General features: G+C 45.4%; 22 protein-coding genes. 2 read left to right on the forward strand and 20 right to left on the reverse strand.

The features are described 5' to 3' along the window. Positions 1-79: 79 nt before the first annotated feature. The 5 genes from MZO41_RS11775 to yjeM form a co-directional block, all read right to left on the reverse strand. Complete coding sequence (locus MZO41_RS11775) at positions 80-970, reverse strand: SDR family oxidoreductase (protein WP_003642298.1); 891 nt, start codon at positions 968-970, stop codon at positions 80-82. A 126-nt stretch (positions 971-1096) separates the two neighbouring features. Then, a complete protein-coding gene (locus tag MZO41_RS11780) occupies positions 1097-1234 on the reverse strand; it encodes a hypothetical protein (protein ID WP_003642299.1) in 138 nt (45 codons plus the stop codon). Further along, positions 1224-1649 (reverse strand): SRPBCC family protein, encoded by a 426-nt coding sequence (locus tag MZO41_RS11785; protein ID WP_021356411.1) that lies wholly within the window; start codon positions 1647-1649, stop codon positions 1224-1226. The genes MZO41_RS11780 and MZO41_RS11785 overlap by 11 nt, the downstream gene beginning before the upstream one ends. Positions 1650-1805: 156 nt before the next feature. Then, positions 1806-2627, reverse strand: coding sequence for a helix-turn-helix domain-containing protein (locus MZO41_RS11790; protein WP_003643380.1), 822 nt, complete (start codon positions 2625-2627; stop codon positions 1806-1808). A gap of 126 nt (positions 2628-2753) precedes the next feature. Beyond that, positions 2754-4238 (reverse strand): glutamate/gamma-aminobutyrate family transporter YjeM, encoded by a 1485-nt coding sequence (gene yjeM, locus MZO41_RS11795; RefSeq protein ID WP_003642302.1) that lies wholly within the window; start codon positions 4236-4238, stop codon positions 2754-2756. A 296-nt stretch (positions 4239-4534) separates the two neighbouring features. On the opposite strand from yjeM, the gene MZO41_RS11800 reads away from it, so the two are divergent. Continuing rightward, positions 4535-4930 carry an aggregation-promoting factor C-terminal-like domain-containing protein gene (locus MZO41_RS11800; protein ID WP_003642303.1) on the forward strand — a complete coding sequence of 132 codons (396 nt, stop codon included), beginning with the start codon at positions 4535-4537 and terminating at the stop codon, positions 4928-4930. Between the two features lie 295 nt (positions 4931-5225). Continuing rightward, positions 5226-6398 carry an iron-containing alcohol dehydrogenase gene (locus tag MZO41_RS11805; RefSeq protein ID WP_003644879.1) on the forward strand — a complete coding sequence of 391 codons (1173 nt, stop codon included), beginning with the start codon at positions 5226-5228 and terminating at the stop codon, positions 6396-6398. A gap of 1184 nt (positions 6399-7582) precedes the next feature. On the opposite strand, the gene MZO41_RS11810 is transcribed toward MZO41_RS11805, so the two are convergent. The 15 genes from MZO41_RS11810 to MZO41_RS11880 form a co-directional block, all read right to left on the reverse strand. Then, positions 7583-8704: an NAD(P)-dependent alcohol dehydrogenase gene (locus MZO41_RS11810; protein ID WP_003642307.1), complete on the reverse strand. Its 1122-nt coding sequence runs from the start codon at positions 8702-8704 to the stop codon at positions 7583-7585. A 365-nt stretch (positions 8705-9069) separates the two neighbouring features. Next, positions 9070-10995 (reverse strand): copper-translocating P-type ATPase, encoded by a 1926-nt coding sequence (locus MZO41_RS11815; protein ID WP_013355915.1) that lies wholly within the window; start codon positions 10993-10995, stop codon positions 9070-9072. Beyond that, positions 10995-11264, reverse strand: a complete 270-nt coding sequence (locus tag MZO41_RS11820; RefSeq protein WP_015380916.1) for a cupredoxin domain-containing protein — start codon at positions 11262-11264, stop codon at positions 10995-10997. Before MZO41_RS11820 ends, MZO41_RS11815 begins: the two co-directional genes overlap by 1 nt. A 15-nt stretch (positions 11265-11279) precedes the next feature. Further along, the gene (locus MZO41_RS11825; RefSeq protein WP_003642310.1) at positions 11280-11654 is read right to left on the reverse strand and encodes a cupredoxin domain-containing protein; all 375 of its coding nucleotides are present in this window, start codon (positions 11652-11654) and stop codon (positions 11280-11282) included. 406 nt (positions 11655-12060) lie between these two features. Then, complete coding sequence (locus MZO41_RS11830) at positions 12061-16158, reverse strand: mucin-binding protein (RefSeq protein ID WP_013355917.1); 4098 nt, start codon at positions 16156-16158, stop codon at positions 12061-12063. A 133-nt stretch (positions 16159-16291) separates the two neighbouring features. Further along, complete coding sequence (locus MZO41_RS11835; protein WP_003642312.1) at positions 16292-17053, reverse strand: helix-turn-helix domain-containing protein; 762 nt, start codon at positions 17051-17053, stop codon at positions 16292-16294. A 330-nt stretch (positions 17054-17383) separates the two neighbouring features. Beyond that, positions 17384-17668: a TfoX/Sxy family protein gene (locus MZO41_RS11840; protein ID WP_003642314.1), complete on the reverse strand. Its 285-nt coding sequence runs from the start codon at positions 17666-17668 to the stop codon at positions 17384-17386. A 3-nt stretch (positions 17669-17671) separates the two neighbouring features. Further along, entirely contained in the window at positions 17672-19000 is a 1329-nt protein-coding gene (locus MZO41_RS11845) for a sensor histidine kinase (RefSeq protein ID WP_015380918.1), read from the reverse strand. Between the two features lie 208 nt (positions 19001-19208). Continuing rightward, positions 19209-20696 (reverse strand): WxL domain-containing protein, encoded by a 1488-nt coding sequence (locus MZO41_RS11850; RefSeq protein WP_013355918.1) that lies wholly within the window; start codon positions 20694-20696, stop codon positions 19209-19211. Then, the gene (locus MZO41_RS11855; protein ID WP_011102025.1) at positions 20689-21114 is read right to left on the reverse strand and encodes a cell surface protein; all 426 of its coding nucleotides are present in this window, start codon (positions 21112-21114) and stop codon (positions 20689-20691) included. Before MZO41_RS11855 ends, MZO41_RS11850 begins: the two co-directional genes overlap by 8 nt. A 27-nt stretch (positions 21115-21141) precedes the next feature. Then, on the reverse strand, positions 21142-22206 hold the full coding sequence (locus MZO41_RS11860; RefSeq protein ID WP_013355919.1) for a WxLIP family cell surface protein: 1065 nt from the start codon (positions 22204-22206) through the stop codon (positions 21142-21144). Between the two features lie 56 nt (positions 22207-22262). After that, complete coding sequence (locus MZO41_RS11865) at positions 22263-22967, reverse strand: WxL domain-containing protein (RefSeq protein ID WP_003642319.1); 705 nt, start codon at positions 22965-22967, stop codon at positions 22263-22265. 724 nt (positions 22968-23691) lie between these two features. Beyond that, complete coding sequence (locus MZO41_RS11870) at positions 23692-24660, reverse strand: quinone oxidoreductase family protein (RefSeq protein ID WP_022638729.1); 969 nt, start codon at positions 24658-24660, stop codon at positions 23692-23694. A gap of 24 nt (positions 24661-24684) precedes the next feature. After that, on the reverse strand, positions 24685-25080 hold the full coding sequence (locus MZO41_RS11875) for an iron-sulfur cluster biosynthesis family protein (protein ID WP_013355922.1): 396 nt from the start codon (positions 25078-25080) through the stop codon (positions 24685-24687). 95 nt (positions 25081-25175) lie between these two features. Continuing rightward, positions 25176-25808: a GyrI-like domain-containing protein gene (locus MZO41_RS11880; RefSeq protein WP_013355923.1), complete on the reverse strand. Its 633-nt coding sequence runs from the start codon at positions 25806-25808 to the stop codon at positions 25176-25178. Between the last annotated feature and the right edge of the window lie 29 nt (positions 25809-25837).

Below are 25837 nucleotides of genomic sequence, written 5' to 3' on the forward strand. Positions count from 1 at the left end.
GGCTACCTTGAATGCATCCATCCAAGGTAGCCACTTATGATTTATTCAAGCCAACCAGGAATTAACTTGCAGTGAACACCTAATTAATCACGCCGCCACCAGTCACGCCATAAATTTGCGCGGTCACATAGCTCGCGTCGTTAGAAGCTAAAAAGACGTACACTGGTGCTAGTTCTGCGGGTTGTCCCGCTCGTTTAAGCAAGGTATCTTGGCCAAACTTCGGCAGCGCCTCGATTGGCTGGCCTTGATCTAATTGTAGGGGCGTCCAGATTGGCCCGGGAGCAACGCCATTGACCCGAATCCCCTTTTCGGCCGCTTCGGCTGCTAAATTAATCGTAAAGTTCTTGATGGCCGCCTTAGTCGCAGCATAATCTAATAGATGACCACTCGGCGCATAGGCTTGAATCGAAGTCGTGGTGACGATGCTACTGCCAGCGGGCATCTTTGGCAAGGCCGCCTGAGCTAACGCAAACATCGCGACGATATTCACTTCGAAGGTCGCACGCACCTGTTCGATCGGCAGCTTAGCCAGTGAAGGTTGTGAAATCTGTTGTCCCGCATTTAGGACAAGGGTGTCGATACCACCAAATTCAGCGATTGTCCGGTCCACGAGGTCGGTCACAACGTCAACATCCTTGAAATCACAAGGTAATAATAACGCTTGACGGCCCGCAGCGCGCACTAGTTCGGCAACCGCCTCAGCATCCGGCTCCTCTCCCGGCAAGTACTGAATCGCAACATCAGCACCTTCCCGCGCAAAAGCAATCGCGGTAGCCCGGCCAATTCCCGAATCACCACCCGTGATCAAAACGCGTCGATTCAACAACTTATCATGTCCTTGGTAACTCTTCTCACCACAATCAGGTTCAGGACGCATCTTAGCTTGTAGTGCGGGTGTCTCCTGATCCTGCTTATCAAAGCCATCTGTCTTATATAAATAGCGTGGGTCACGTAATTCTGGTTGATTCATGAGATTTCCTCCTTCAAAAGAATACCCATAGAATACCGGAATTAGTTTTCGGATGATAGTTAAACGCACACTAAATAATAATAGTTACGATTAGATATTAGGCATAAAAGCTGTCATCGTCTTAACTCACTTAAATTGACGCTGCTTCAAAAAACGATAGGCAATTATTCCAACAACGCCGATCAAAGTGGCCCGTAATAACCAACTGACAGACCACCACGTCACTAACACTTTTATTAACGTCATCCCATCATTAATCGTCATTCGGCTGTTCCTCCGCTAATGTTGCCAATTGACCCAACTTCCGCTGAAAGTCTCGTTGCATGACGGGCTTCACTAGTGGCAACGGCAGCCAGCTCGGCGGTGTAGTCGTAAGGGAGACTTCTTCCTGGACCGCAGTTCGCTCGGCCAATGGCGTCATGGTGAACACAATTTCATATCCCAATTGGCCACCCTCACCGTGATAAACGACCTGGTCAGCGCCGACTGTAACCTGCAACTGTTCCGGCTGATCAAAAGCCGAATCGGACCGCTGTAACACGTACCCCGTCGCGGTTGGCTTGACCGTGGTAATGGCAGTCGCCCATGCTGGTAAGTTCAGCGGATCTGCTAGCAATGCTCGCACCGTTGCTGGAGTTGCCTGTGTTAATACTTGATTGGTAAATAATGCTGTTGTCATTTTATAACCCCCAATGTTCATCCTAACCCGGTCATCGTTATTACGGCCAACCACTCCAAATCAATAACGGGCCATTAGATCAAGTGCACATGTATTTAGTTGGTGCTTATAAAATACACGGTGGGGACGCCAACATAAAATCAGAATACTGATAATTTACAGGCGGTCGTTAATTTGTTCTTTAAACAGGTCTTTGAAAACTTGTGACCGTTGACTGGCAACCCGCGCCGTGGCAGTCTCCCCCGCCGCCATTGCGAGTTGCGCCATCAACTGATAAATATTGGCTAGCATGTAGTGTGAATCGTGTGTAGTCGCAAAGGCCAACCCCTGCGTCAAACGGGCCACCGCCAACTGGGAATCATGTTGTTCATAGGCCACCAACCCAGCGAGGTAAAAAACAATGTTGGCATTTTCTTCATATGCACTCGCATCAATGTCAGCGAGTGCCCGGGTGACTAAGGCCGCGACTGGGGCTTGAGGATGGTGGTGCGCCTTAACGACGGCTAACGAAATCAAGGCCAAGCGTGTCAACGTTGTCGGCGGCGAGCTGGGAGCAGCCATACCAATTGCCAGCCGTAAATTTTGTTGTGCAGCATCCGATGTGCGATCAACCTGCCAACAGGCGACACCCAGATAATAATAGTAAGCCTGAGTCTGCTCATCCGTTTGAACATGTTCCAAAGTGGTTGGCTGTAATAGCCAATCCTTCAATTGCTGATACTGATGGGCATTGCACATCTGCCGAACGCGGTCATTAAACGCTTGCTCGGCACTGATCTCAAAATCGTCGGCTAGGCTCAACGTACTAACCGCGACCCCTAATCGCTGACACAGCGCCAGTAATAGCCGGGCATTCGGCACGTAGCGATCATTTTCAATTGCTGACAGCATCGATTGTGCACAAATTCCCCGGGCAGCTTGCTTTTGATTGAGTTGCTGGGCTTTGCGTGCCTGCTTTAACGCAGTTCCCAATGTCATGACCATTCCCCCCTAGATAGCTTTTGCTAATGAGTGTACTAAATTTCCCATATTAAGGCACTTAAAAAATACCATTCAATGCTGTTTTATCAGTCAGCAATCGAATGGTATTTTGAAATTGGTTATTTAATTGACATGCCGTTCTCGAACTTGATACCAAATAATCCCGGCCACACCGAAGACAATTGGTCCAACTAACATCCAAATCGTATTTTGAATCTGCCCAGTTTCCAGGATTGGCTGGATCAACGTGAAAACATTCGCACCTAAGACGACAATGAACACGACCCAACTAATAATTTTCGTCCAAGTCAATGACTTGTACACTTCAAAAGGCTTAACAATGTTCTGGTTTTCCTTAAACTTCGGAAACGCGTATAGCAAGAAGAGGTATGGTAACGTCATCGAAACGTTCGCCATCAAGGTCAACACATTGTAAAAGGCTGACGCGTCTGCCGTTGCAAAGGACGCCACCAAGATGATCACAATCACGATGGCACATTGAACCATCATGGCATAACTTGGCATACCAGCTTTGTTGAGCTTCGTAAATTTCTTCGGCCACAGTTCCTTAGGTGTTCCCAAGATAAGCGTCTTCAATGGTGAATAAGTTAAGGTGAAGAAGGCCCCACTGTAAGCGAGGAACATCCCTAAGCCGGTGTACCGTGCAAACCACAGTCCCATTGTCTTAGCGGCCGCTGTACTCAAACCAAACGCTTGCCCTAAAACATAGCCCAAGTTTTGCATCATGACATAACTAATATTACCGAGGTTAGTCGTTGGATTCGACAAAACGGCTTGCCAGTTCGTACTAATCCCCCAGCAGAAGATTCCCAGGCCATAGCCTAAGGTAATGACGATGGCAGAAATAATAATTCCGCGTGGGAAGGTCTTTTCGGGGTTCTTGGTCTTATCAACCATCCCACCGAGAACTTCTAGCCCACCGTAAGCAAAAATGGCGAAAACGGCAAACCCGAGTAACCCGACTGGATGCTGATAACTTGGATTTGGTGACGTCATCACATGTTGTAACGGTTGTGCGAATTGTCCGTGATTCAAGGCTAAAACGACCCCCGAAACCACTAACAGGATTGCCGTCAAACTGGTCACCGCCAGGCCGCCTAAACTCGTGACCCGCACAATGCCTTTCATCCCTTTGATGGAAACGAACGTCACTAGCACCATCCATAGACAGGACAAAATCCCAATCATCTGCGTCGCATTCAGACCAAACATCGCAAAGCGCTGCGTTTGATCGCTCCCAAAGAAGATGGTCGTAAACGGAATCCAGACTTTAGCTGACGTTGAGACTAACCAAATAATGTACGACGCAAACCACATGAACGTGCCCACGAACGCAAATTTCGCATTCACACTCACTTCCAGCCACTTGTACATCCCGCTACTATCAGACTTAACCGCTGCCCCGAACTCCGCCATCATTAGCGCGAACGGGATGAAGAACAGTACGGCTGCGACTAGGTAAAATAGAATCGAGCTGTAACCCATTAAATAATAGGCCACCGTACTATTGGCAAATCCGAAAACGGTCGTAAAGATCATCATGACTAGCGCCATCAATGTAATCTTTTCATTATCTTTTGTTGCCATTATTGCACTCCCTCACTTACTCCTTTAATACTTTTGTAAAGCTATTCCAATTTAAGATTACCGAACGAAGGCAATAAAGCGCTTTAGTTTTCCTAACAATATTATGATTTTTTCATGTGATAGTCAGCGCAATTATTCATCTAAACAATTGCTGCAACAGTTATTGACAACAACTATTTCATAACGGAAACGTTCATTTAATAACATAGTAACTTTTCTTTAACATAGCTGACACATAATTGGCGTATTCTACACTTATCAGCTTAGGGAAAATATAAAACGGGGTTATACATATCATGAAAAAATTTAACTTTAAAACCATGTTGCTATTAGTTTTGGCTAGTTGTGTCTTCGGGGTCGTCGTTAACGTGACTACTAGTCTTGGACCACAAACCACAATCACCGCCCAGGCCTCCAAGAAGCTTAGCCAAGCCCAGCAAATTGCCAAGATCAACGCCAAGCTTTCGAAAGCCAACCGCGCTGCCAAAAATTGGATCGCCTATCGTGAATCTGGATACAGTTATACGGCTCGTAATGGCCGCTGCTACGGTCGCTATCAATTGTTGCGCTCATACTTACACGGCAACTTGTCACCCGTCAATCAGGAAAAACGTGCTAATACCTACGTCGCCTCGCGCTACGGCTCCTGGGTCAAGGCCAAACGGTTCTGGCAACATCATCACTGGTACTAACCCAATTTTTCTATTGGATCACACTAAAAAGACGACTAATTACTAAGATTGTGAATCTTTGTAATTAGTCGTCTTTTTGTAGGCAGTAATATAAAATAGCATGAGGACTATAGTTCACCGTCATTTAACACTTGGTTACAACAGGTATGCCGTGATTGCCGCACCTTTTCTAAACGATATTGTGAAAAATATAATTAATTAGCCAAAAAGTATTGCAAATTGTAATTATTACGACTATAATTTGATTCGTAAATTAGTAATGATAGCGATTACAATATAAAAAGAGGTTATTAATATGACTGAACGTAATTTTGATTTCTTAATGCCTAGCGTTAACTTTTTCGGTCCTGGTGTCATTAGTAAAATCGGCGAGCGTGCCAAAACTCTTGGTATGCACAAGCCAGTCATCGTCACCGACAAATTTCTTGAAAGTCTGCCAGACGGCGCCGTTGCTCAGGTGCGGCGGTCACTGGATGCTGCCGGGATTGACTACGTAATTTATAATCAAGTTGAACCCAACCCTAAAATTCATAACATTCAAGCTGTTAAAGCCTTATATCAAGCCAATCAAGCGGACTCCCTGATTACTATTGGCGGTGGTTCTGCCCACGATACCGGAAAAGGTGCCGGCATCATCATGACTAACGGCGACGATATCACTAAGTTAGCAGGAATCGAAACACTCAAGAATGCCCTACCACCACTGATTGCGGTCAACACTACCGCTGGGACTGGTTCTGAATTGACCCGTCACTGTGTCATTACGAATGAAGAAACGCATTATAAGTTCGTCGTTGCTTCATGGCGTAACATGCCACTCGTGTCCTTTAACGATCCCACTCTCATGCTAGATGTTCCTAAGGGACTCACGGCCGCAACTGGCATGGATGCTTTTGTCCAGGCTATCGAACCCTTTGTTTCTGTCGATCACAATCCGATTACCGATTCACAGTGCATCCAGGCCATCAAATTAATCGAAACATCATTACGCGAAGCCGTCGCCAATGGGCATAACCTAGAAGCCCGGACACACATGGTCGAAGCTGAAATGTTAGCCGGCATGGCCTTTAACAACGCCAATCTAGGTTACGTGCACGCCATGGCCCACCAGCTCGGCGGCCAATATGACGCACCCCACGGTGTCTGCTGCGCGCTGCTCTTACCCTACGTTGAAGAATATAATCTAATCGCGTGCCCCGAACGTTTCGCCGAGCTCGCCAAAATTATGGGCGAAAACACTGATGGCTTATCGACTCGTGATGCTGCCGAATTAGCTATCAAAGCGATGAAACAACTCAGCGAAGACGTTGGCATTCCGCATTCCATCAAGGAAATTGGCGCCAAGATCGAGGACTTCGAACACATGGCGACTAATGCGCTTAAAGACGGTAACGCCTTCTCTAACCCACGCAAAGGTACTAAAGAAGACATCATCAAGATTTTCCAAGCCGCATATGATGCCAAGTAATCCCCCATTCAAAGTTAACTAAATCATTCACAGCAAATAATCGGTTCAAGAATTCATAGTAAATTCTTGAACCGATTATTTGATTGGGACCTCTCTACAACTCGAATCGTTACTCGGCAATGCCATGCACCCCACGTTTGGACGCGCTATTCAAAATAAACACCGCAACAATAAACCGACAAACACAGATAAGAATATCTATCAGAACACGCATTGTGCAAATTAATTTGTCCTGATTTGTGATTAAAACTTGCCGGTTCTTAAATTCAAAAACAGCCAGCTATGGACCGCTGGGAAAAAGTTCGACTCAGCGTAAACTTGTTTAGTTAGTTCGTCCTACACCGACCTCCAGGCATTTCTGCCAATTGCCGGAACGTGGTGGGCACAGATTTAAGCCGAAGCCCACGTCTCAAATACTGGCCTTTCACTAACCAAGCCAAGGACGCTTGCTAAGTGAAATTTCACCACTGGGCATTGGCCGAAACGCCTTCCAGTCGGGACAGTGTTCGAATGGCGGACATGTGCGTACCCAACTTTTGGTGAATTCGTCATTGTTTTTCATAAACCATAATTTTGTCAATCAACTGTCAGGGTGAAAATGATATTGAGATAGCTCACTAATCCTGAATTGGTGTAGTAAGATTTAAGCTCTTGACAGAGGGCTTAATACACCTAACGCTTTGTTTAAAGTTCCAGTATCAAATAGCGAACAACAAATTGTACCGAGTTCGGGGCCACTAAAGCCTGTGCTTGCTACGCCAACGGACTAATGCCAAAACCGCATTAATCCGTTGGCTAGGCAATGCTCGGCTTCAACTCGTGGCCCCTCACACTCTTGAGACCGGAGGGGCTGGGTGACAATGCTCAGTAGCCAAATTATTCTTAGTCGGAAGTGGGGTACTTCCGGCTTAGAATAAGACTCGTATTTGAGATGACGCGGGTTGGGCGTTAGCTCAAATCGACGTCGGCTACGTTCCAGCAATTGTCACCCAGCCCCGGAGGTCGGAATAGGACGCGCACCGGCTGACGAACAGGAATCTACCTAACCGGCACATTTTAATCACAAATTATGCAAGCCGTCCAAGCGGCTTGTGTTTAACGCAAAAAACAGCGATGTCAAAATCAACTTTTGACATCGCTGTTTTAGAAGTTATTCATCATAACTGATGGCACCCAGCCGGCAGCTATTTCCCCGGTTGATAATCTTCATCAATGATCAAGACAGGTTTGATGGTCTTGCCGCTACCTGAATCAGCATTAGCTTGATTAATATCCTCAAACTTATAGAACTTTTCGGTCTTTTCAAATGGGAACATGCCATGTTGATAGAAATCGATTAACCGTGGAATATCAACGCCAGGGATGGCATCACCCATGTTAACACCAATGACTTTCTTATCATCAACACACAAATCGTTCCATGAGCTAATGGTGATATTTTTGGCCGTAACGGCAATCAAAGCAGCAGTCCCACCTTGAGCAAGTGCGTGGATTGCAGAAACCATAACTGGTTCTACCCCAGTCGTATCAACGGCAAAGTCGACCCCGTAACCATGCGTCAACTTCTTGATTGCTTCAACTGGATCTTCTTCCTTACTGTTAATGGCGTGAGTAGCACCTAATTCTTTGGCGAGTTCTAGCCGTGAATCAACAATGTCGACCGCAATCACTTCGGTACAGCCAGAAATCTTACCAGCCATCATTGCCGCTAAACCAACCGCACCAGTCCCAAAGACTGCAATTGTTTGTCCTGGGCGCGGCTGTAAACTGTTCAAAACAGTGCCACTTCCGGTGACATAGCCGCAGCCTAAAGGTCCCAAGCGACGTAAATCTAGTTCTTTTGGTACTTTAACCGCATTACGTTGGTCAACTACCGTATGAGTCGTGAAGGAAGATTGGTCGAACATATCACTGATATGGTGCCCGTTTTCTTGGAAATGGTCGGAACCATCGGGACGAGTCCCACTCAAGTTATAGTCGGCATAATTCCGACATTTAGTTGGCATGCCTTTCAGACAGTTATCACATGTTCCGTCAGCGTAAAATGATAGAATAACATGGTCGCCCACTTCAAAATTAGTTACTTCTGAACCGACCTTTTCGACGATTCCAGAACCTTCGTGTCCTAAAATTACTGGATAACCTAACGACGCATCACCCCGCCGAATTGCTTCATCAGAATGGCAAATTCCAGTCGCAACCATTTTGATTTGTAAATCAGTTGCTTTCATTTCAGCTAATTCAATATCATCTTTAATGACAAATGGATCGTTTACTTTATCAACCACTGCTGCTTTAATTTTCATGTTCAAACCCTCGTTTCAAATAGTATGTAAACCGCTTACAATTAATATTGTTACACAATACACAATTTGATTCAAACGCTTACAAAAGCATTTAACACCACACTTATCTCCGTTAAATGGGCATTCTTCTAATTTTACACTAACGATATGATACTTAATTAGTGTAAATCTAATACTCTTTTTTTTACTGATTGTGAGGAATTTATAGCCAGTTTTCTTCCTTAAATTGTCGACTCAAAAAGCGGGTGTCTAACGCCAGCTCAACAACGTGAACTGGCGTTAGACACCCGCATATTTTGTACCATTAACACACATTTCTGCTTGTTTAACAAGCCCGATTTCATCCGACGCTATCTGCTCATCGTCTACGCAGGTTGGGCGTTCGAACTGATCTTAGCTTTATTTAGCAATACCGAACTCGTGACTACGGACAATGAACTAAAGGCCATTGCTAATCCGGCCAATTCGGGGCTAAGCGTCAGCCCAATGGCAAAGAAGAGGCCCGCCGCGACTGGAATCCCGAGCACGTTGTACACGAAAGCCCAGAACAGATTAAGTTTGATACGGTTAAACGTCTTCTTACTCAATGCCAACGCCCGGTCAACATCACGCAGATCGTTCTTAACGAGCACGATGCCACCAGCATCGATTGCAATATCAGTTCCGGAACCCATGGCAATCCCAACATCCGCCGCCGTCAACGCGGGGGCGTCATTAATACCATCGCCGACAAAGGCCACCTTGCCAGCCTTCTGGAACGCGTGAACGTGATCAGCCTTATCACCTGGCAGCACATCAGCAATCACTTCATCAATACCGACTTGATCCGCCACAGCTTGTGCGACCCGTTCGTTATCCCCGGTTAACATGACCGTCTTCAAGCCACGTGCTTTCAAACTCGCAATGGCTACCTCAGACGTCGATTTGGCGACGTCTTGAATGGCAATCAATCCAATGATTTCGTGATTTAAGCCCACGTACACGACCGTTTTCGCCGCGTCCTGAAGCTCAGTGGCTTGGCGTTGTAATTCAGCACTAATCGGCTCATCAGTTAATAATTTATGATTACCGACCACCGCTAATTGGCCCTCAACTTGAGCAGTCACACCTTTACCCTCGATGGCTTGGAAGTTCGTGGCGGTTGGTGCTTGAATACCACGGGCCGTGCCGCGTTTTAATATTGCCGCAGCTAAAGGATGTTCCGAAGCCGCCTCTAAGCTAGTGGCAACGCGCAGTACTTGGGCTTCGTCGCCGATAACATCGGTCACTTGTGGGTGACCAACCGTAATCGTTCCCGTCTTATCAAAGATCACCGTTTTAACGTCATTGACAGCTTCCAAGACCTCACCATTTTTAATCAGGATCCCCATCTTGGCACCACGGCCGGTACCGACCATTAGTGCGGTCGGCGTAGCTAAACCTAGCGCACACGGGCAGGCAATCACGACCACAGCGACCGCAAAAATCAAGGCATTCGCGAGACTAGCATTCAAGAAAACATACCAGGTCAAGAAGGTAACGATAGCAATAATTAGCACAATCGGCACAAAGATATCAGAAACTTTATCGGTCAGCTTTTGAATCGGTGCGTGACTGTTTTGTGCTTTTTTAACGAGCTCAACGATTTGAGCCAGCATTGTCTGGTCACCGACCTTGCTAGCTTTGAACTGAAAGGTCCCATTACTATTAATCGTTGAACCAATGACAGCGTCCGCCACCGTTTTTTGAACCGGCATACTTTCTCCCGTCACCATTGACTCATCAACCGTTGAGCGGCCAGTTGTAATTACACCATCAACGGGAATTTTTTCGCCTGGCTTGACCCGAATAATGTCGCCGACCACTACTTGATCCAACGGTACTTTTACAAATTCTTGATTGCGTAACACTTCCGCTTCCTTGGCTTGTAAGCCCACTAGCTTTGCGACCGCGCTGGACGCGTTGTGCCGCATTCGTTCTTCAAAGACTTGGCCGAGCAAAACGAAAGTGGTCACAAGTGCGGCACTTTCAAAGAAGACTGCTTGCCCCGTTGCCATTGCGTATAAGCTGTAAAAATAAGCCGTCGCGGTGCCAATCGCCACCAAAGTATCCATATTGGCATGGTGCTTAGTAAAGGACGCCCACGAACTTTGCAAGAACGGCCGAGCCGAAACAGCCATAATGATGGTCGTCAGAATCAACTGCGTCCAATCACCACCCGGAAGCATCCAGCCAAAGGGCATCAAAATCATATTAGCCAGTAGTGGCAGGGAAAATATTAATGAAATCCAAAACCGTTTCGTCGTGCTCATCACGCAATCACCACCTTGCCACTCACCATGTCCATCCCACAACTAAAGTGAAATTCACCGGCTCGATCAGTTGGTACCGTCACCGTTTGCGGTTGGTCAAGGGGTAACTCAGTCGTAAAGTGCAAGTCGGTTGAATGTACTTGCTCTAAGCACCCCTGCGTACTCGTGCGCGTAAACGTTAATTGGGCCGGTACACCTTGTTGTAACGTTACTTCTGCTGGGTCATAATGGCCGTCTACTGTAATATTGATTTGTTGTCGTGCGCTCATTTGATTTTCCTCCCACTATTTAATGATTAATTTTCCATGAAACATGTCCATCCCACAGGCCCATTGATATTCGCCAGACTTACTCGTATCAATCGTAATTGCTTCAACTTGATTTTGTGGCAATTCCTGATTGATACCGAAATCACTGAACACCACGTGATCCAGACAACCAGATGCATCTTTGCGCGTAAAATTAAGTACCGCCGGAACCCCTTTTTTCAACACGATTTGTTCTGGCGAATAGCCACCCTTAACCTCCACATCAACCTGCTGTAAATCATCAACCGCACTCGCGGTGACCGTTGTCGTAGCATGCTTCCCGAAGAACCACCACAGAATAAACCCAATTGCTAACCCACCAATTAATAAGACTAATACTTTAATCATCATTTTATTCGTCCCTTTCTCATTATCGTTTACACTTGTAATCTATATGTGTATATTAATCCCTTCGTTTACAATTGTCAACGATAAATGTTATTTTTAGGCATAACCCTTAATTTTTTAAACGCCCCACCCAGTTGCTACTATCATATGTCTGACATTTAGTGTCACTACAAAAAGTGCCGCGTACGTTCCTTTGCTCAGTTATTAGTCGCCATTTCGACCGGTCAACTGACCGCATCAAAAGTACCAACGACGATATCATAAAAGGCAATCACTACCGTTTAATAAGAAACGTCAGTGATTGCCTATATTAATCATTCAAAACTAGCTGTCCCTCAAAGGAACGTTAACCCCGTCAATCCCGGTTCCTAAAGATCCGCAACTCACAACGGGTATCATATCACAACTGTTAATCGCGGGACTTAATCTTCAGCCAACCTAAAATTGAACTCAATGCTAATCCAATCATCCCCAAGAGTGATAATTGCGTATTCTGCTCGTCCGTCTGGGGAAGGGTCGTCATCCGATGATGCTTAGTGGTACGTTTTGATACCGCCGGTGCACTAACCCAACCAATACCTGAAACGGACGCAGCTGTTTTCTGCTGATTCGTCTGCACAACGCTTTGATCTGACTCTGCTTGTGATGGCTGTGACGTCCGTGATTGTTCAGCCTGATTACGACTCAAATTGGCTTGATCACTTAATCCATCTGGTTGCTCAGAATCAGCTGGCTGACTCGGTTTTTGCAGTTCTCCTGGTTTTTCGGATTGACCCGGTTCTTCCGGTTGACTCGGTTGCTCGTGTTGCCCCGGCTCTTCTGGTTGACTTGGTTGCTCAGGGTGCCCCGGTTCTTCCGGTTGACTTGGTTGCTCAGGGTGCCCCGGTTCTTCTGGTTGACTTGGTTGCTCAGGGTGCCCCGGTTCTTCCGGTTGACTTGGTTGCTCAGGGTGCCCCGGCTCTTCTGGTTGACTTGGTTGCTCAGGTTGACCCGGTTCTTCCGGTTGACTTGGTTGCTCAGGTTGACCCGGTTCTTCCGGTTTGATTGCCGATTTCTTGTAAGTAACCACTACAACCTGATCGGCAGTTGTGACACTCACCTGCTGGGCTGCCACTTCTGTTAATGTGGTCGTGGCACCCGCTACAATTGGTGAAATAACGCCCGCCATTTCCGTTACCGAGACTGGTACCCATTCTTGGTATGTCACTTCGCCCGTCACTAAATCAATCATCGCATTGCGTTGAAATTGGACGGTTTGTAGGACCGAGGCTGCGGCTGTCGTGCCATCCTCATAAACATAGTGAATGATTCTAGTAACGGTGTGCGTTAAATCGGTGTCGCCACACTCATCTGGAAACAAGATATTCGGATTGTCAGGATCAACTGGCTGTCCTGGTCGAGCAGGATTGCCTGGTGTTACCGTAATAATACGATGGTCATAAGTCACGATTGTCGTCATCAGGTCCGGATCAGTAATCGCGACCGTTTGAGCCGCTACAGTCCTTATGTCCGGATCAGTATAGCCTTGGACGACTAGCGTTGGTGACGTTACCGCGGCAAATTGACCACTGCCAACTAAAATCCACGCATAATCAGCTTGACTCGTATCAACTAATCCATCACCGTTTAAATCATAGCCTAAACATTTGCCAGTCTTTTTTTCAATAATTGCTGTTCGTTGGTAAATAACCAATTGCTGGACGGTCGTGGCAATCGATTGATGGGTCTGTCGATCAATATAGCTGATAACGCGCCGTTTATTTTGATACACCGTAACGGCCTGAGTTGCTAGTCGGTAATAAACATTGATCGTAACATCTTTATCATCGACCCCAGCAACCATCTGCTCCGGCACTACTTTTAGGTCCGGCGCTGCGTAGCCCTCATGGCTCAGATCTGGCGACTTAACCGCGCCAAACCACGGCCCTGAACCAACAATCAACCATGCTTCATCTGCCAATTGTGTCTCAATCTGTCCGTCCCCGTTGGTATCGTAGCCAAGTATCGTTCCGTCATGAGCAACCACAGCTAATAATTGATACTTAACCGTTTGAACAACAGCATGTAGTGACGCGATGGGTTGCAGTGTTCCACCATCGATATAGTTAATCGTCCGGGTAACCGTTCGCTGCGTCGTTGCAATATGCGTTTGTTGCTGATACTTGACAATTACATTTGTATTCATCGTTCTATCACCACCATTAATGATCACTGTTTGCCCCGCAACTACCGGAATATCAGGAGCTTGATAACCCTGCGCAGATAAGTCTGGTGAGACAACCTGTACCCAATCTTGATCCGTTGGCGGTACTAACAGCCATGCAATTGTCCCATCACTAGTATCAACAATTCCGTCGCCGTTTGTATCATAGCCGAGCAATTCATGAGTTTTAGCATTAAAAATGGCAAATCGCACGACCCGTACATTTTGTATAACTGGGCCAGCAAGCACCGCCCCAGTTCGCTCATCTTGGTAATTGATCGTCCGCGTTATCGCTGAATATTCCGGTATCCGGCTGATAGGTATTATGGGCTCATGCGATGGTTGGACGTTCAACCAAGTCGTTGCAGTCTGATCGCCAAATTGGTAAGTGATTAGATAGCAATGCTGGCCCGCAATATGTGTATCAACTGCATTCAACCCTGATAAACGTGTCCCAGCCGCATCTGTAATCGTGATCTTCAGTTGCCCGGTTGCTAGTAGATGGCGAAAACCAGCTAAAGTATCAATGCTCGTACCATCCGACTTAATCACTGCAATTAAGTAATCCAACGGGTCATCAGTAACCACTTGACCAAAACCATAATTATGCTCGTTTTGGCTCGTAATCGTCTCTCGAATAGCACTGTCAACATCGCCATATCCATATTGTAAAACGGCCGCTGAATCAACATTTTGATTAGTTGTAAAGACAGCATGTGGTGCCACGATTTTACCAGTTATCATCGTGGTATTCTGAATACGCATGGCATGATTGAAGTTCCAGACTAGATTCGGTGTACTACTAGAAAAACCGCCACCAATGGTTAACGCTGGTGCTGCCGTGACGACGTTATAAATAACCACATCATCATTATTAAAACCAGTGGTCCGAATACCACTGTGCCAGTCATTCAAATCAATATTCACGGCATAATAATGGTGTCCTTGATAAGAGCCCAAATCAGCAGTTCCAGACTCACCAATCAGCATCTTACTCAACGTGCCACCATTAGTTGCCGATAAAATAGTCCCTGCAGTAACTAGTTGATCATAAAAGTCACTAATATTGATCTGAGCTTGACTAAATTCTTGCGCATTGATTAACGAAGAATCAACCGTAACGCTTGGTAAACCTTTGATTGCACCATTTCCCGTTGGCCGAGGCTTTGTAAAATCCATATCCTGATTAGCTACGGGACGGTCCACCAATCCATTGGTAGTTGTAAACGTGATTGTATTGTTTGTCACTGACAAACCACCGTTTATGATGGTCTCCCATTCATCATCCTGGCCAGAACGAATTGTCGCCCCCGTATTGATAACGTGCAGACCACCACTAATCGTAGCCACACTACCATCAAACGAACTATTCACAATCGTAATTCCTGTAAGTGCAATAATTCGATACGTGGACAACCAATCTTGGATCAAAGCAATCAAAGCCGCTTGCCCATGCTGTTTGGTATACTGATCAAGATAGTTCTTATCGGCTAAGTTCTTTACTATTGTCAAAAACGACGAAGCGGTGACTGTCCGTTGCTTTGTTGCAACTGATATGTTTATTGACTTAGTGACATTTGTTTTATTCAATGCCCTTTTCTCAACCCTGCTGCTCATTTGATCAGTTGCCGCTACAGCTCGGCTTGAATTTGAGTTCACAGGGGTAGTTGTCGTCACGGTACTCACTGATGACTGTGAATGAACAGTCCCCGATAAATCTGAAACGATCGTCTTACCTTGACCGCCTGAGTGTTGCGCCTCAGATAAACTTTCAGAATGGGCCCCACTGTCAGCACCTAGTGCGCTAGCTGAACTGGCCATATCAATCGCATGATGAGTGCCAGTTGAGTTGGCTGCTGGCGCCTGATCAGAACTTGTTGCGGCTGACGCCTGATTAGTACTGGCACCCGCAGAAGCTGCTGTTGAGTCACTTGCCTGTTGTTCAACAGCTGTTTTATCTTGCTGTGTTGACCGCTGTTGGGCTTCACTAGTCGTTGGACTGACCGCCTCAACAGTGCCAGTCGTAGCAGATTGCTCCGAACTAGTCCTGTCAGCTGACTTGCTGGACTGGGCGGTCACACTGTGGCGGTCACGAGTTACCGCAGTTTTTGAAATCCGTGCTACTTCTGTTAATTGGTCTTGACTATCCGTTTCTAACTGCACCGAATGACTCGACATGGTAACCGTCTCAGCTTCACTTGCTTGAGCCACTGTCGGCACAATTCTCCAACCTAAAATTAAAACACTAGAAAACAACCAAACCTTGGGATTGGTTACGCGCCATTTGCCCCGTGTATATCGCATAGTAATTTGCCTCTGTTAATTTTAGTCAAATATCGACATATTTTGAATTTTGAGACATAGTATACCTGCTTTTATGCGAGTAAAACGGGGGTTTGTATTTACGCGAAAAAGGTTATCTTTAAAAATACAAGTACTAATCAGTTCGTGTATTAAGTTGTCGAAATTCTAAGGGCGTTTGACCGGTCTCCTTCTTGAATCGTTTTGAAAAATCGGCGGCATCGTAGAAACAGAGTTCAGCAGCAATGGCTCGAATGGTTAAATCCGTTGCCAACAACATATGCTCAGCTTCCTGAATTTTCTTGGCATTGATGTAATCACGAATCGACATATGCATCTCTTGACTAAACGACCGCCGCACTGACTCAGGATTGCACCGCGCATTGACGTGGGCCAATACCTTTTTCACCGATAATTGATCATGCAGGTGAGCATTGGTATAGTACATCACATCGAGCGTTGACTCTAAATGTGCGTTATAAGCTAATGCGTTCGGTTTGGCAATTGCGGCAAAATCACGAATAATCTGCACAACTAGTGGCTGGTAACGTTCCGTCGTCACGGGTAATTTAACTAACCAACGGTGATAATCATTACGTAGCTTAACAAATTCATAAATCTCAGCATGATTTTGGATTCCCTCAAAAGCTAAGACATCAACCAGCGCACTGAGTTGCAGCTGTTTTTCCTCACTCGATAATTTATTTAATAAATCGCGCGAACGGGTCAGATTTTTCTTAGCAAATTGAATGCCTTCTTCAATCTTTCCGGCCCGGTAAAATCGAATAAAATCTCGTTCTAAGTAACCTAATAAGATCAGCCCCTTGGTGGTTGGGTGCTGATCATTATAATCACGCATTTGATGTAAATATTGTACAAATTGTAGTTCTGTCCCCATAATCTGTAACTCCTTTACGTTATTGGTCAAAATTTGTTAACCCAAAAATAATGCTCATTTTAACAGATGTCTAGCAGTAATACTATTTACATTTGCCATCTGACAATTTACAATGCTAACTAATCCCGCTGTACACTAATGATTCTAACAAATATTTTTTATTTAACAATCAATACACAAAAGCGGTTATCCCTCGTAATCTGGGATAACCGCTTTAAAGCAATCATTTTTATGTTAACCAATTCACATAAAGTGAAAAAAGTATGGTCTTAATTATCTAAAAGCTTATCGTTAAATTCTCCGACCAGCGCTCACATTGCCATTCATGAGTTATAGCAATGATCTAAAAAATTGTTTTAAATCTTCGCGAGTTGCCGGTGATAACTGTGGGTAAGCGCAATTCTCAATTGCGCCTTGTAACGAATACAATAATTGAATACAAGCGTGGGGGTTGGCCTTTTTTATGGCAGTAAAAGCGACTTTGCTACCCGTTGACTTTAGCTGTTCGGGTGTCGTAATCGCAACGGCTTGCAATTGTTTGGCTAATGTTGGCCCAATATTAGGTAATGTTGTTAGTAATGCCACCAAATTCAGATCCTTTCGATTCATAATCATAGTTTAATGTTTGATAATGAGCTCTGCAATAAAGTTGCCCTCTTCAATACAATAATTAACAACTAATTGATCTGTAGTTAATTGTTCAATACTACTCAATCCATAACCCAAATGTCCTGGTTTAGTTGTAAATCGACTTTTCTTGATAACTGATAAATCTACCGCTTCATGCGTTGGAATTTGATTTGTAATCGAAAATACCGTTGTGTGAGCATCCCGATTTTTAACAGTTAGCGCCACTTGATGATTCGCTCGGGCAGCAGCATCCGTCGCATTATCCAGCAAATTACCCAAAATCCGCACTACTTTTATCTGTGGAATATCCGCTAACGTGACTTTCTCTAAGATTGTCACCACTAAATGAACGTTCTGACCGTTGGCTGCCTCATATTTTGCATAAATTAGACCACTGACCGTCGGCATATCCAAGCGACTCAAATCACTCAGTCCCGACTGACGATTAAGGGTTACTCTGGCAGGCATTACTTCCGTTGTAAAATAACGCTTTAAGCCGGCCATATCATTGTTCTGAATAAATGCCGACATGCTCAAAAGAATATTCTCATAATCATGTTTAAACAAATGTAAATCACGGTTATGGTGGCTTAATAATTCGTTGTAATTTGAGACTTGTAGCAATAGCTGCGCATCATTCAAGTGACTGTTTTTATTACTAATTAAATACGACCCGATAATGCCAAACGTCACGATAGCCGCAATTGCCATATACGTTTGCGCATTGACTGACCATTCCATCGCAAAAACATACGCAATAATGTAAATAGCAAAAAACAAAATAACTAATAAGTAATCGCTAATATTAACACGCGCCCGTTGCAAGAAATCGGCGGCCGACACTTGTACTAACCAGCGATGCGCTAACATCCCTAAAATAATAATGACCGGCAGCATCATAATCGACGCTAAAAAGAGATTAATATCCGCTGTCGAATGTAGACCTATAGCTTGCCGTAATAACATTGGCGATGCAGATTGGGCTACGGCCTTGGCAATGACACCCATGATTGCCCCTACTAATCGCTTAAGCGCATTCAAAAAGATTGCCACCGGTAACATTAAAATCCACTGGGTGTACAACAACCGAGAACTCATAAAGGTGGTCACACAAACAATCGGGATGATCCAAAAATAAGCCAGGGGGACTTGGGGCCATAAGTTTGAAGCCACTTCCCCCAGGCTCATCGTAATGATAACCAGACTTAGCCAAATGATGGCAATCCGCCAAGTGACATATTCTCTAAAACCAATCATTAAAAACAACATTTCATAACCGCCAGAAATCAACGACAGCGCTAAAAGTACTGCTGACACGCCAACCACCTCATCATATTAATACATTTGTTAGTTCACTTTACTATATCAGAAATACGGCTTCATTAAACCCTTTACTCTATATTGTAAACATAAATTTGCATTAAACTATAACAAAGCCCTTACAATCTTATTATTAATTATTCATAAAAAAGACATTGCAAATCGACATACTTTTGCAATATCTTTTAACCACTTATATTAATTTTTAAGGTGTATCCTGTAAGGTCCAATTAATCGTCCCACTGTAACTGTCAATTTGCACACTAGGTTGGACATCCAATAAAATACCCTGACTGCTCGACCAACCACTTGCAGCATTAGTGCTCGTCGTACCCGCGATTTTCTTGCCAGAACTGACTGTTACCGAAGTATTCGTCAGCACCTGTTTGTTCCCCGCGTTCAGATAAATCAGGTTGCCACTCATGGTCCGCGTACTGGATTTCATGGCAGTTGCTGTCGCCCGTAAGTACCACTGTGAACCGGTCTTCCGTGTGTCATTAACAGTGATGTTCCAAGCATTTGTCGGCTGATATAGTGTTTCTTTAAACGGAATCGTCAGGGTGCCAAACGTCAAACTTGCTGGTAATGTGCCCAAACTCAACGTTCCATCCCGCATCGTCACAGTAATTGCCTTAGCATCCGACTTCAGCCCAGAACTGCCTTTCCCATAAATATTGATCGTGGTGCTGCTACCAACAGCTAAACTACTCAACTTGCTCGCTAAACTAGTCTCGTCGGCCGCGTAAGTAATTGTGTCAGTCGCACTATCCGGATTTGTCGCAACGATGCCAGCTTGCTTAACTAACCAGGCGACGACCGCGCTATCACTTGTCAGTGAATCTAAGTCACCAGGATATAGATCGACTGCCGTCTTTGAACTAGTAATATTTAGTTTTTTGAGGGTCACCGCTGCGGTCGCCGTCCCCTTATCACCGGTAATCTCATCGACCTCAGTGACGGTGACGTTACTTAAAGTACCGAGTGCAGTCCCAAGATTCAGCGTGTACGTTCCATCGCTTCCGACCGTCGTCGTCACACTATTAACATTACTACTGATCGTATTGCCGGGTGTCCCGGTTCCTTTGATCGTCGTATCAGTCGAATAAAGTGTCCCCGTAATTTTAGGAGATAATGTCTGCGCGTTGAAACGCCCCAGCTGATAGGTACCTTCCTCACCATTCACTGTGATTCGGAAGCCAATATAGATTGGCAACTCACTTTTAATATTTTGAAAATTGACCGATAACGTCTGCGTCTGTTTTGAAGAACTAATCATAATCGAATTGCCACTGCCAAGACTAGTAGGTGTAGCCGTAACTAATGTCGCCCCGGTGTAGCTCCCACTTGCCGGACCAGCCATAATATCAAAATAAGCTTTTGACATCGAGTTACTAGATTTTAAGGTAATCGAACCCGTCATCGTCATTGTAATTTGGGTCGTCTGCCTCGTAATTCGACCATTATCCGCATAGTTAGCGGACACATTGCCCAATGCTGGATACGCTTGCAAACCGTTATCAACATTACTACCAACCGAATTACCACCCGGTACGGCCTGAAAAGCAGCATTAGCTTTCACGTCCGTCATCTTGCTCGTCAAAGTCGCGGCGTTACCCTCTAAGGGCAGCAAATTCAGCAAGCCGAGTATACCGAATACAAGAATTAGTAACCATTTTACTCGTCTGTTACGCATTCCGTTCACCCCCATCTTGCCGTTTTAATATTCGGTACAACGCGCCTGCTAAAACACTAGCTAACAACCCCATCCCACCAAGGATACTGCCAATGACAAGCCGCTCACTCGTTTGGGGCAATTGTTGACCATTGCGTGATTGCCCACGCAACCAGCCATCGATAATTAGTTGTCGGCGGATTGGCTTGCGCTCTGACTGATTTCTCTGACCCTGGGTACCCGGGTCAGCTGGTCTAATAACGTACGGGTGACCACCATCAGGAATCACACGGGCGGGAATAATCCGGTCAGCACTATACTTAGTCTCATAAAACCCCACACTGATCTCAGTGCGACCGTGTGTTGCCGCCCGCACTGGTATTGCCCAGCTCAGCACGAGCATTACCCCTAATATTAATCGCCACCATTTATTCGGCATGGTCCTTCCCCCATTTCACTGACCGAACTAAGCACGCCGCCGCTTTTTGATCCAGAAAAAGATTAATAGACCGATTAATCCAATAATTAACATGCCTAACGCTCCGAATAGAATAAACCAGCCAACGCTCATTCCCGAATTATCAACGGAAGCCTGATTATACTTATCTGCCGCGGCCGTACTGATGACAAAATCTTTATCAAACACCCATCGATGATCGGTATTTTTAGCAACTAGCCGGACATGATACGAACCAGCCTGCAAACGATTGGTCCCTGTCAAAATTGGTACTTTATAAACTGAGTTAGGTGCTAATTGCACATTCTTCTGTGTAAAGTTCTTGATGACCTTGCCACTATTCTTACTCGTTAACCTAGCCGTAATCGTTAGTTTTGGGACGATCACCGCAGTAACGTTGCGTAATTGTGGAAACACCCCTCGCCGATAATTCTGCATGCCCGCCGTAATCGTATCGAGCTTCAATTGTGGTTGTGGCACTATACCAGCAGTATATTTCAGTCCAATCACATACGAATACTGATTGGCAATATTCATGGAACCCTTAACACTTCCGGTGACTTTATTGGCGACCCGTTTAAAATACCAACCGCCTAAAATCACACCGTTCACCGCTTGCTTAGGCATCGTGACCGTCGCCGTTACCACTTTCGACCCGTTTGCGGGTATCGTGATGGTCGTTGGTCCCTGTATTTTAGTGATTTGGTCCATTCGATACTTCAAAGAAGGATCGTAACTTTTAGTTGGTGTCACGTACTCGATAATGCCATTGCCGTTCGTATAAGCCGTATGAATCGCCGTTCGAACCTTGATGTCAGCGTTGGTGACGTTATAAATCGTCGTCTGAATCTGTTGCTGTCGGCCACGCGTCATTTTTAAATCAAAATAGGAATTATGTTGATCAATCTGATTATTCGGAATCTTCGCGGCCACGCTAAACCCGATGTCATTGCTTTGCGTGGTTTTACCGCTACTGCTACTTGCGCTACTGGCTGCCAATCCACTAACGCTGCTAACTTGCAGGCCTAAAATTAACGTTCCCACAATGACCATGATTCGCTTCAATAATTGCATCTTCTCGCCCCCATTACTCACATATGTACTTGGGGCGCCGTTCGCCCCGATGACGCTTAATTTGTTGGTAAATCACTCAATGTCCAATTCAGGTTAGCACTATAGGCCTGCGCCTTAACCGTATTAGCCTTAATATTCAGTGTCAACGCCTTTGGATCTAAGCGACTAACAGTTACCCCAGAACCACCGCCCTTATCGGCATTTAAGACGGCACTTGATCCCACCGTACCATTTAAAGCAACTTCGGAAGCCGTGGCAACCGCACCATTGGCCTCCGAGCCGCTGTTGACCACGTCACCTTTTGGTAAACTGAGCGTTGCGCCCTTTGCAGCCGTACCATCCGTTCCTGTTAAATTGGAGCCGGTAACCGTTAATTTCCAGCCGGCATTGGTTCCCCGAACATCAGAAACTTCTACAACCATCTTATCCTGCCATAGCAAAGTATATGAACTAGTTGGGTCAACCTTATATTGTTGATCATTTAAAACGTCCAGCTCATGCGTCCCGTATCCTAACGATTTAGACACAAAAATCAGCGACAGGTCGCCACCTGCTGCCGCCCCGTTGTCACCATCGCCATCAGTACTTGGCACATCAGGATTTGATGGATCAACTGGCGTCACCGTGGACGTACTCTTCGTAAATTCCGCTTTGATATCCGTATTCCCACTACGATTTTCTGCAGCATTGGCAACAATCGGTGTACTACCCGCTAATAATAAAGTTCCTGCCATTAATAAGTGTCCTAACATTGGCTTCATGGTATAAATCCCCCTTTTTCATTTACCAGCGCTTGTTTAGCTTTCATCAACTAAGAACGGTGGTCATTATCAACAATGATTGCTCTCATAACAATTCATAAATTACTGGCACTAAATCACTTGTGACCTCCCCCAATAACCTTGTACGATTGATTAATTAATTTAAATGCCGACTCCTTTGACCACATTTTCATTATATTGGTTGGTCAGTAACAGCGCTAATAATGTATAACGTTAACTATATTTACAAACCCGGATTGTTCGTGTAACCGTTATCAAGCGTGGGTTGCTTGAGATAATTAGGCGAACTTCCTTTAAAGCCGTTCACCAACAATCGATGGCTATCCGAATAAATAAATTCATATCAACAATCTAGTATAGGTAGTAAATTAATTATTTTTCTGCCATTGCTTCTGGTGCTGCACCACAAAAAGTCCAACCCTTGCTGACAAGTGTTGGACTTTCGTCATCGATATTCTTTTCAAGTCTGCGTATTACCACGGAGGAATGCCATTAACATTAGTAAAGATCGCCGTATCGATCACCTTTCGGATTGTTAGCACGCCGGTCCTTTCACAGATAATATTGGTCGCAACTTTAGACGCGCGGGAGCCGACTGTCCAGTCCTCCTGCCAAGTAATCACTTTAAATCACCAAAATTACAATACTATTGTTGACATAGTATTACTGATTAATTAATCAGGCTTTCAATCGTTATGCTGAATCAACTCGGTAATAACACAAAGCGCTGGTGATGATCCGTGCCTGCTTCCAATTGAGCGTGACACTGAGCGGCATCCTTAAAATATCGCTGGCTGACCTGATCATCCAATAGCAGTCCGGCGCTAAAAGCTCGGTTTAAACGACTGGCCGCTTGTGCTAACTGGTCAACCGTTGCATGGCTAATCACAAAACCAGTGATTCGTTGTTGAGACATGTAAAACTGGCGAACAGGGAACTCAAATTGGTTATCCTGCGGTGCCGTAATCAATGTCACCTGACCACCTAATCGTAATAACGCTAAATTAATCGCCAGTGGTACGCGTCCCGAGGTATCAATCACATGGTCAAAAGTCCACTGATCCGTCGTTAACTGGTCCGCAAACCCCGCGTGATAATCATAACAGGCGGTACTACCTAGCTGCTGACACCGTGCAAAATCTCGTGGTGATGCGGTTATCACAACCGTCACGCCCATTTGATGCGCAAGTTGAATCAGCTTGCGGCCAACGTTGCCCGCGGCACCTTCAATTAGGAGTGTCTGGCCGCGACGAATTTCCATGACGTCGTTAAGTACGATGGCGGCTGTTGCAGCTGAATGGACCGCCGCGACGAGTGGCATGGGCGCCACGCCATCAGGAACGTGATACAAGCGATCAGTTGGCACCGCCACATACTCGGCCGTTGCGCCCATTCGGCCTTCATAGCCCATTGAGTTCGTCCAGACTTGGTCGCCGATTTGAAAGTCCGGTTGCGAACTGGCTACGACCTCACCGACTAAATCACGTCCCGCCACGTGTGGTGCTGCCAGGGCCGTCTTAAACGCCCCACTCCGAACAAACGTATCAACATGATTAACGGCCACCGCCATGACCTTCACTAAGACGGTCGCAGTTGTCGCCACCGGCCGTTGCACGTCAGCAATGCGCAATACATCGGGACTACCAAAATCGTCAAAAATAACTGACTTCATTATTATGCCTTCTTCATATCGCAATTAACAAGTTAGGTTATCGGCTGGGACGCCCTGTTCAAAAGCAGCTAAAACTTCCGCTCCTTTAGCGATTTGAACGGCATTGTCCAGCATATGAGCATTGTCCTTAATAGCGATCCGCCCCTGATCGTAATCCATCTTAATACCATCGTTAAAGAAAATGAGATCGTATGTGGAGGTCCAAAGCGCGAGGCCTTGATCATTCACCACCGTTACGTTGTATTCGGGGTCCGGCTGGTCAAGTACGATTATCGTAAATTTAGTTCCAATACTGCAAGCACCCCCGTGCAAAGAGTACTTGCCACCACCATCATCCGTCACCAAAACCAATTGCTTCTTATCAAAGCCCTTCGCAACCAATAAAGCTTTCAGCCGATCACTAATCTCTATTTGCGTCATACTATCAGCACCCCTTAATTATAATTTTATATGAGTTAAAATATAATTAAATTATATTCGTGCTTCACGCCCAATGCCAGTCAAAAGTTTTCGCATTAATTCGACGCCACTCGATATCGGAGAATGGTTTTCAGTTTATCAGGTGTCACCCGCCGTGCATCGGATAAATAAATTTCTCGATGAATCTTGCTAGTACGATGCATCCCCTGATTGGCGACCAGTTCATCTATCTTGGCAAAACTCGCGGGTTCATCGTCATAAGCACCCAGGTGCAGAATCTGTGCCACTTGCATTGCGTCGAACTGCTGCACGTTAATTTGTTCAGTTGGCAGTTGTTTCTTAGCTTTAACCGCTGCCAAAGCCGGTGCAATCAGTTCATTGGGAACAAAGTCTGGGACCCGAATCATAATGTCATAACTGAACTCATCTTTGTCAAGATGGTCAAGTTGCTGTCCCTTAATCGTCAATGACCAGACCCCTTCAAGCGGAAAAACAACGTAATCATCAAATTCACACGCCTGTGTTTGCGCATACTGCTTATACGCATGCTTGAGCCCATAAGCAGCTGGATATAACGTTTGCAGGTGCGTCTGAAACTCTGGGCCATTGGGATTCCCCGTTCCATGGATACTCATAAAAGTTTGGGCTGGAATCGTCAACAGTTGGGGTTGCTTCTTAGTAGCATAGGTTGTTTTTTCTTGTTTACGCCATTCATACTTCATCTTCATTCACATCCTTTAAGTTAACTACACTTTCA

This window comes from Lactiplantibacillus sp. C232 (genome assembly GCF_023806725.1).
Classification (GTDB): Bacteria; Bacillota; Bacilli; order Lactobacillales; family Lactobacillaceae; genus Lactiplantibacillus; species Lactiplantibacillus plantarum.

Bases quoted from the DNA above. Each gene is read 5' to 3' on its own strand.
- MZO41_RS11870 (WP_022638729.1), bottom strand. From the start codon at position 24,660: ATGAAGTCAGTTATTTTTGACGATTTTGGTAGTCCCGATGTATTGCGC.
- yjeM (WP_003642302.1), bottom strand. From the start codon at position 4,238: ATGGCAACAAAAGATAATGAAAAGATTACATTGATGGCGCTAGTCATG.
- MZO41_RS11880 (WP_013355923.1), bottom strand. From the start codon at position 25,808: ATGAAGATGAAGTATGAATGGCGTAAACAAGAAAAAACAACCTATGCT.
- MZO41_RS11865 (WP_003642319.1), bottom strand. From the start codon at position 22,967: ATGAAGCCAATGTTAGGACACTTATTAATGGCAGGAACTTTATTATTA.
- MZO41_RS11800 (WP_003642303.1), top strand. From the start codon at position 4,535: ATGAAAAAATTTAACTTTAAAACCATGTTGCTATTAGTTTTGGCTAGT.
- MZO41_RS11780 (WP_003642299.1), bottom strand. From the start codon at position 1,234: ATGACGATTAATGATGGGATGACGTTAATAAAAGTGTTAGTGACGTGG.
- MZO41_RS11805 (WP_003644879.1), top strand. From the start codon at position 5,226: ATGACTGAACGTAATTTTGATTTCTTAATGCCTAGCGTTAACTTTTTC.
- MZO41_RS11875 (WP_013355922.1), bottom strand. From the start codon at position 25,080: ATGACGCAAATAGAGATTAGTGATCGGCTGAAAGCTTTATTGGTTGCG.
- MZO41_RS11815 (WP_013355915.1), bottom strand. From the start codon at position 10,995: ATGAGCACGACGAAACGGTTTTGGATTTCATTAATATTTTCCCTGCCA.
- MZO41_RS11775 (WP_003642298.1), bottom strand. From the start codon at position 970: ATGAATCAACCAGAATTACGTGACCCACGCTATTTATATAAGACAGAT.
- MZO41_RS11850 (WP_013355918.1), bottom strand. From the start codon at position 20,696: ATGCGTAACAGACGAGTAAAATGGTTACTAATTCTTGTATTCGGTATA.
- MZO41_RS11810 (WP_003642307.1), bottom strand. From the start codon at position 8,704: ATGAAAATTAAAGCAGCAGTGGTTGATAAAGTAAACGATCCATTTGTC.
- MZO41_RS11785 (WP_021356411.1), bottom strand. From the start codon at position 1,649: ATGACAACAGCATTATTTACCAATCAAGTATTAACACAGGCAACTCCA.
- MZO41_RS11825 (WP_003642310.1), bottom strand. From the start codon at position 11,654: ATGATGATTAAAGTATTAGTCTTATTAATTGGTGGGTTAGCAATTGGG.
- MZO41_RS11840 (WP_003642314.1), bottom strand. From the start codon at position 17,668: ATGATTATGAATCGAAAGGATCTGAATTTGGTGGCATTACTAACAACA.
- MZO41_RS11855 (WP_011102025.1), bottom strand. From the start codon at position 21,114: ATGCCGAATAAATGGTGGCGATTAATATTAGGGGTAATGCTCGTGCTG.
- MZO41_RS11830 (WP_013355917.1), bottom strand. From the start codon at position 16,158: ATGCGATATACACGGGGCAAATGGCGCGTAACCAATCCCAAGGTTTGG.
- MZO41_RS11790 (WP_003643380.1), bottom strand. From the start codon at position 2,627: ATGACATTGGGAACTGCGTTAAAGCAGGCACGCAAAGCCCAGCAACTC.
- MZO41_RS11820 (WP_015380916.1), bottom strand. From the start codon at position 11,264: ATGAGCGCACGACAACAAATCAATATTACAGTAGACGGCCATTATGAC.
- MZO41_RS11860 (WP_013355919.1), bottom strand. From the start codon at position 22,206: ATGCAATTATTGAAGCGAATCATGGTCATTGTGGGAACGTTAATTTTA.
- MZO41_RS11835 (WP_003642312.1), bottom strand. From the start codon at position 17,053: ATGGGGACAGAACTACAATTTGTACAATATTTACATCAAATGCGTGAT.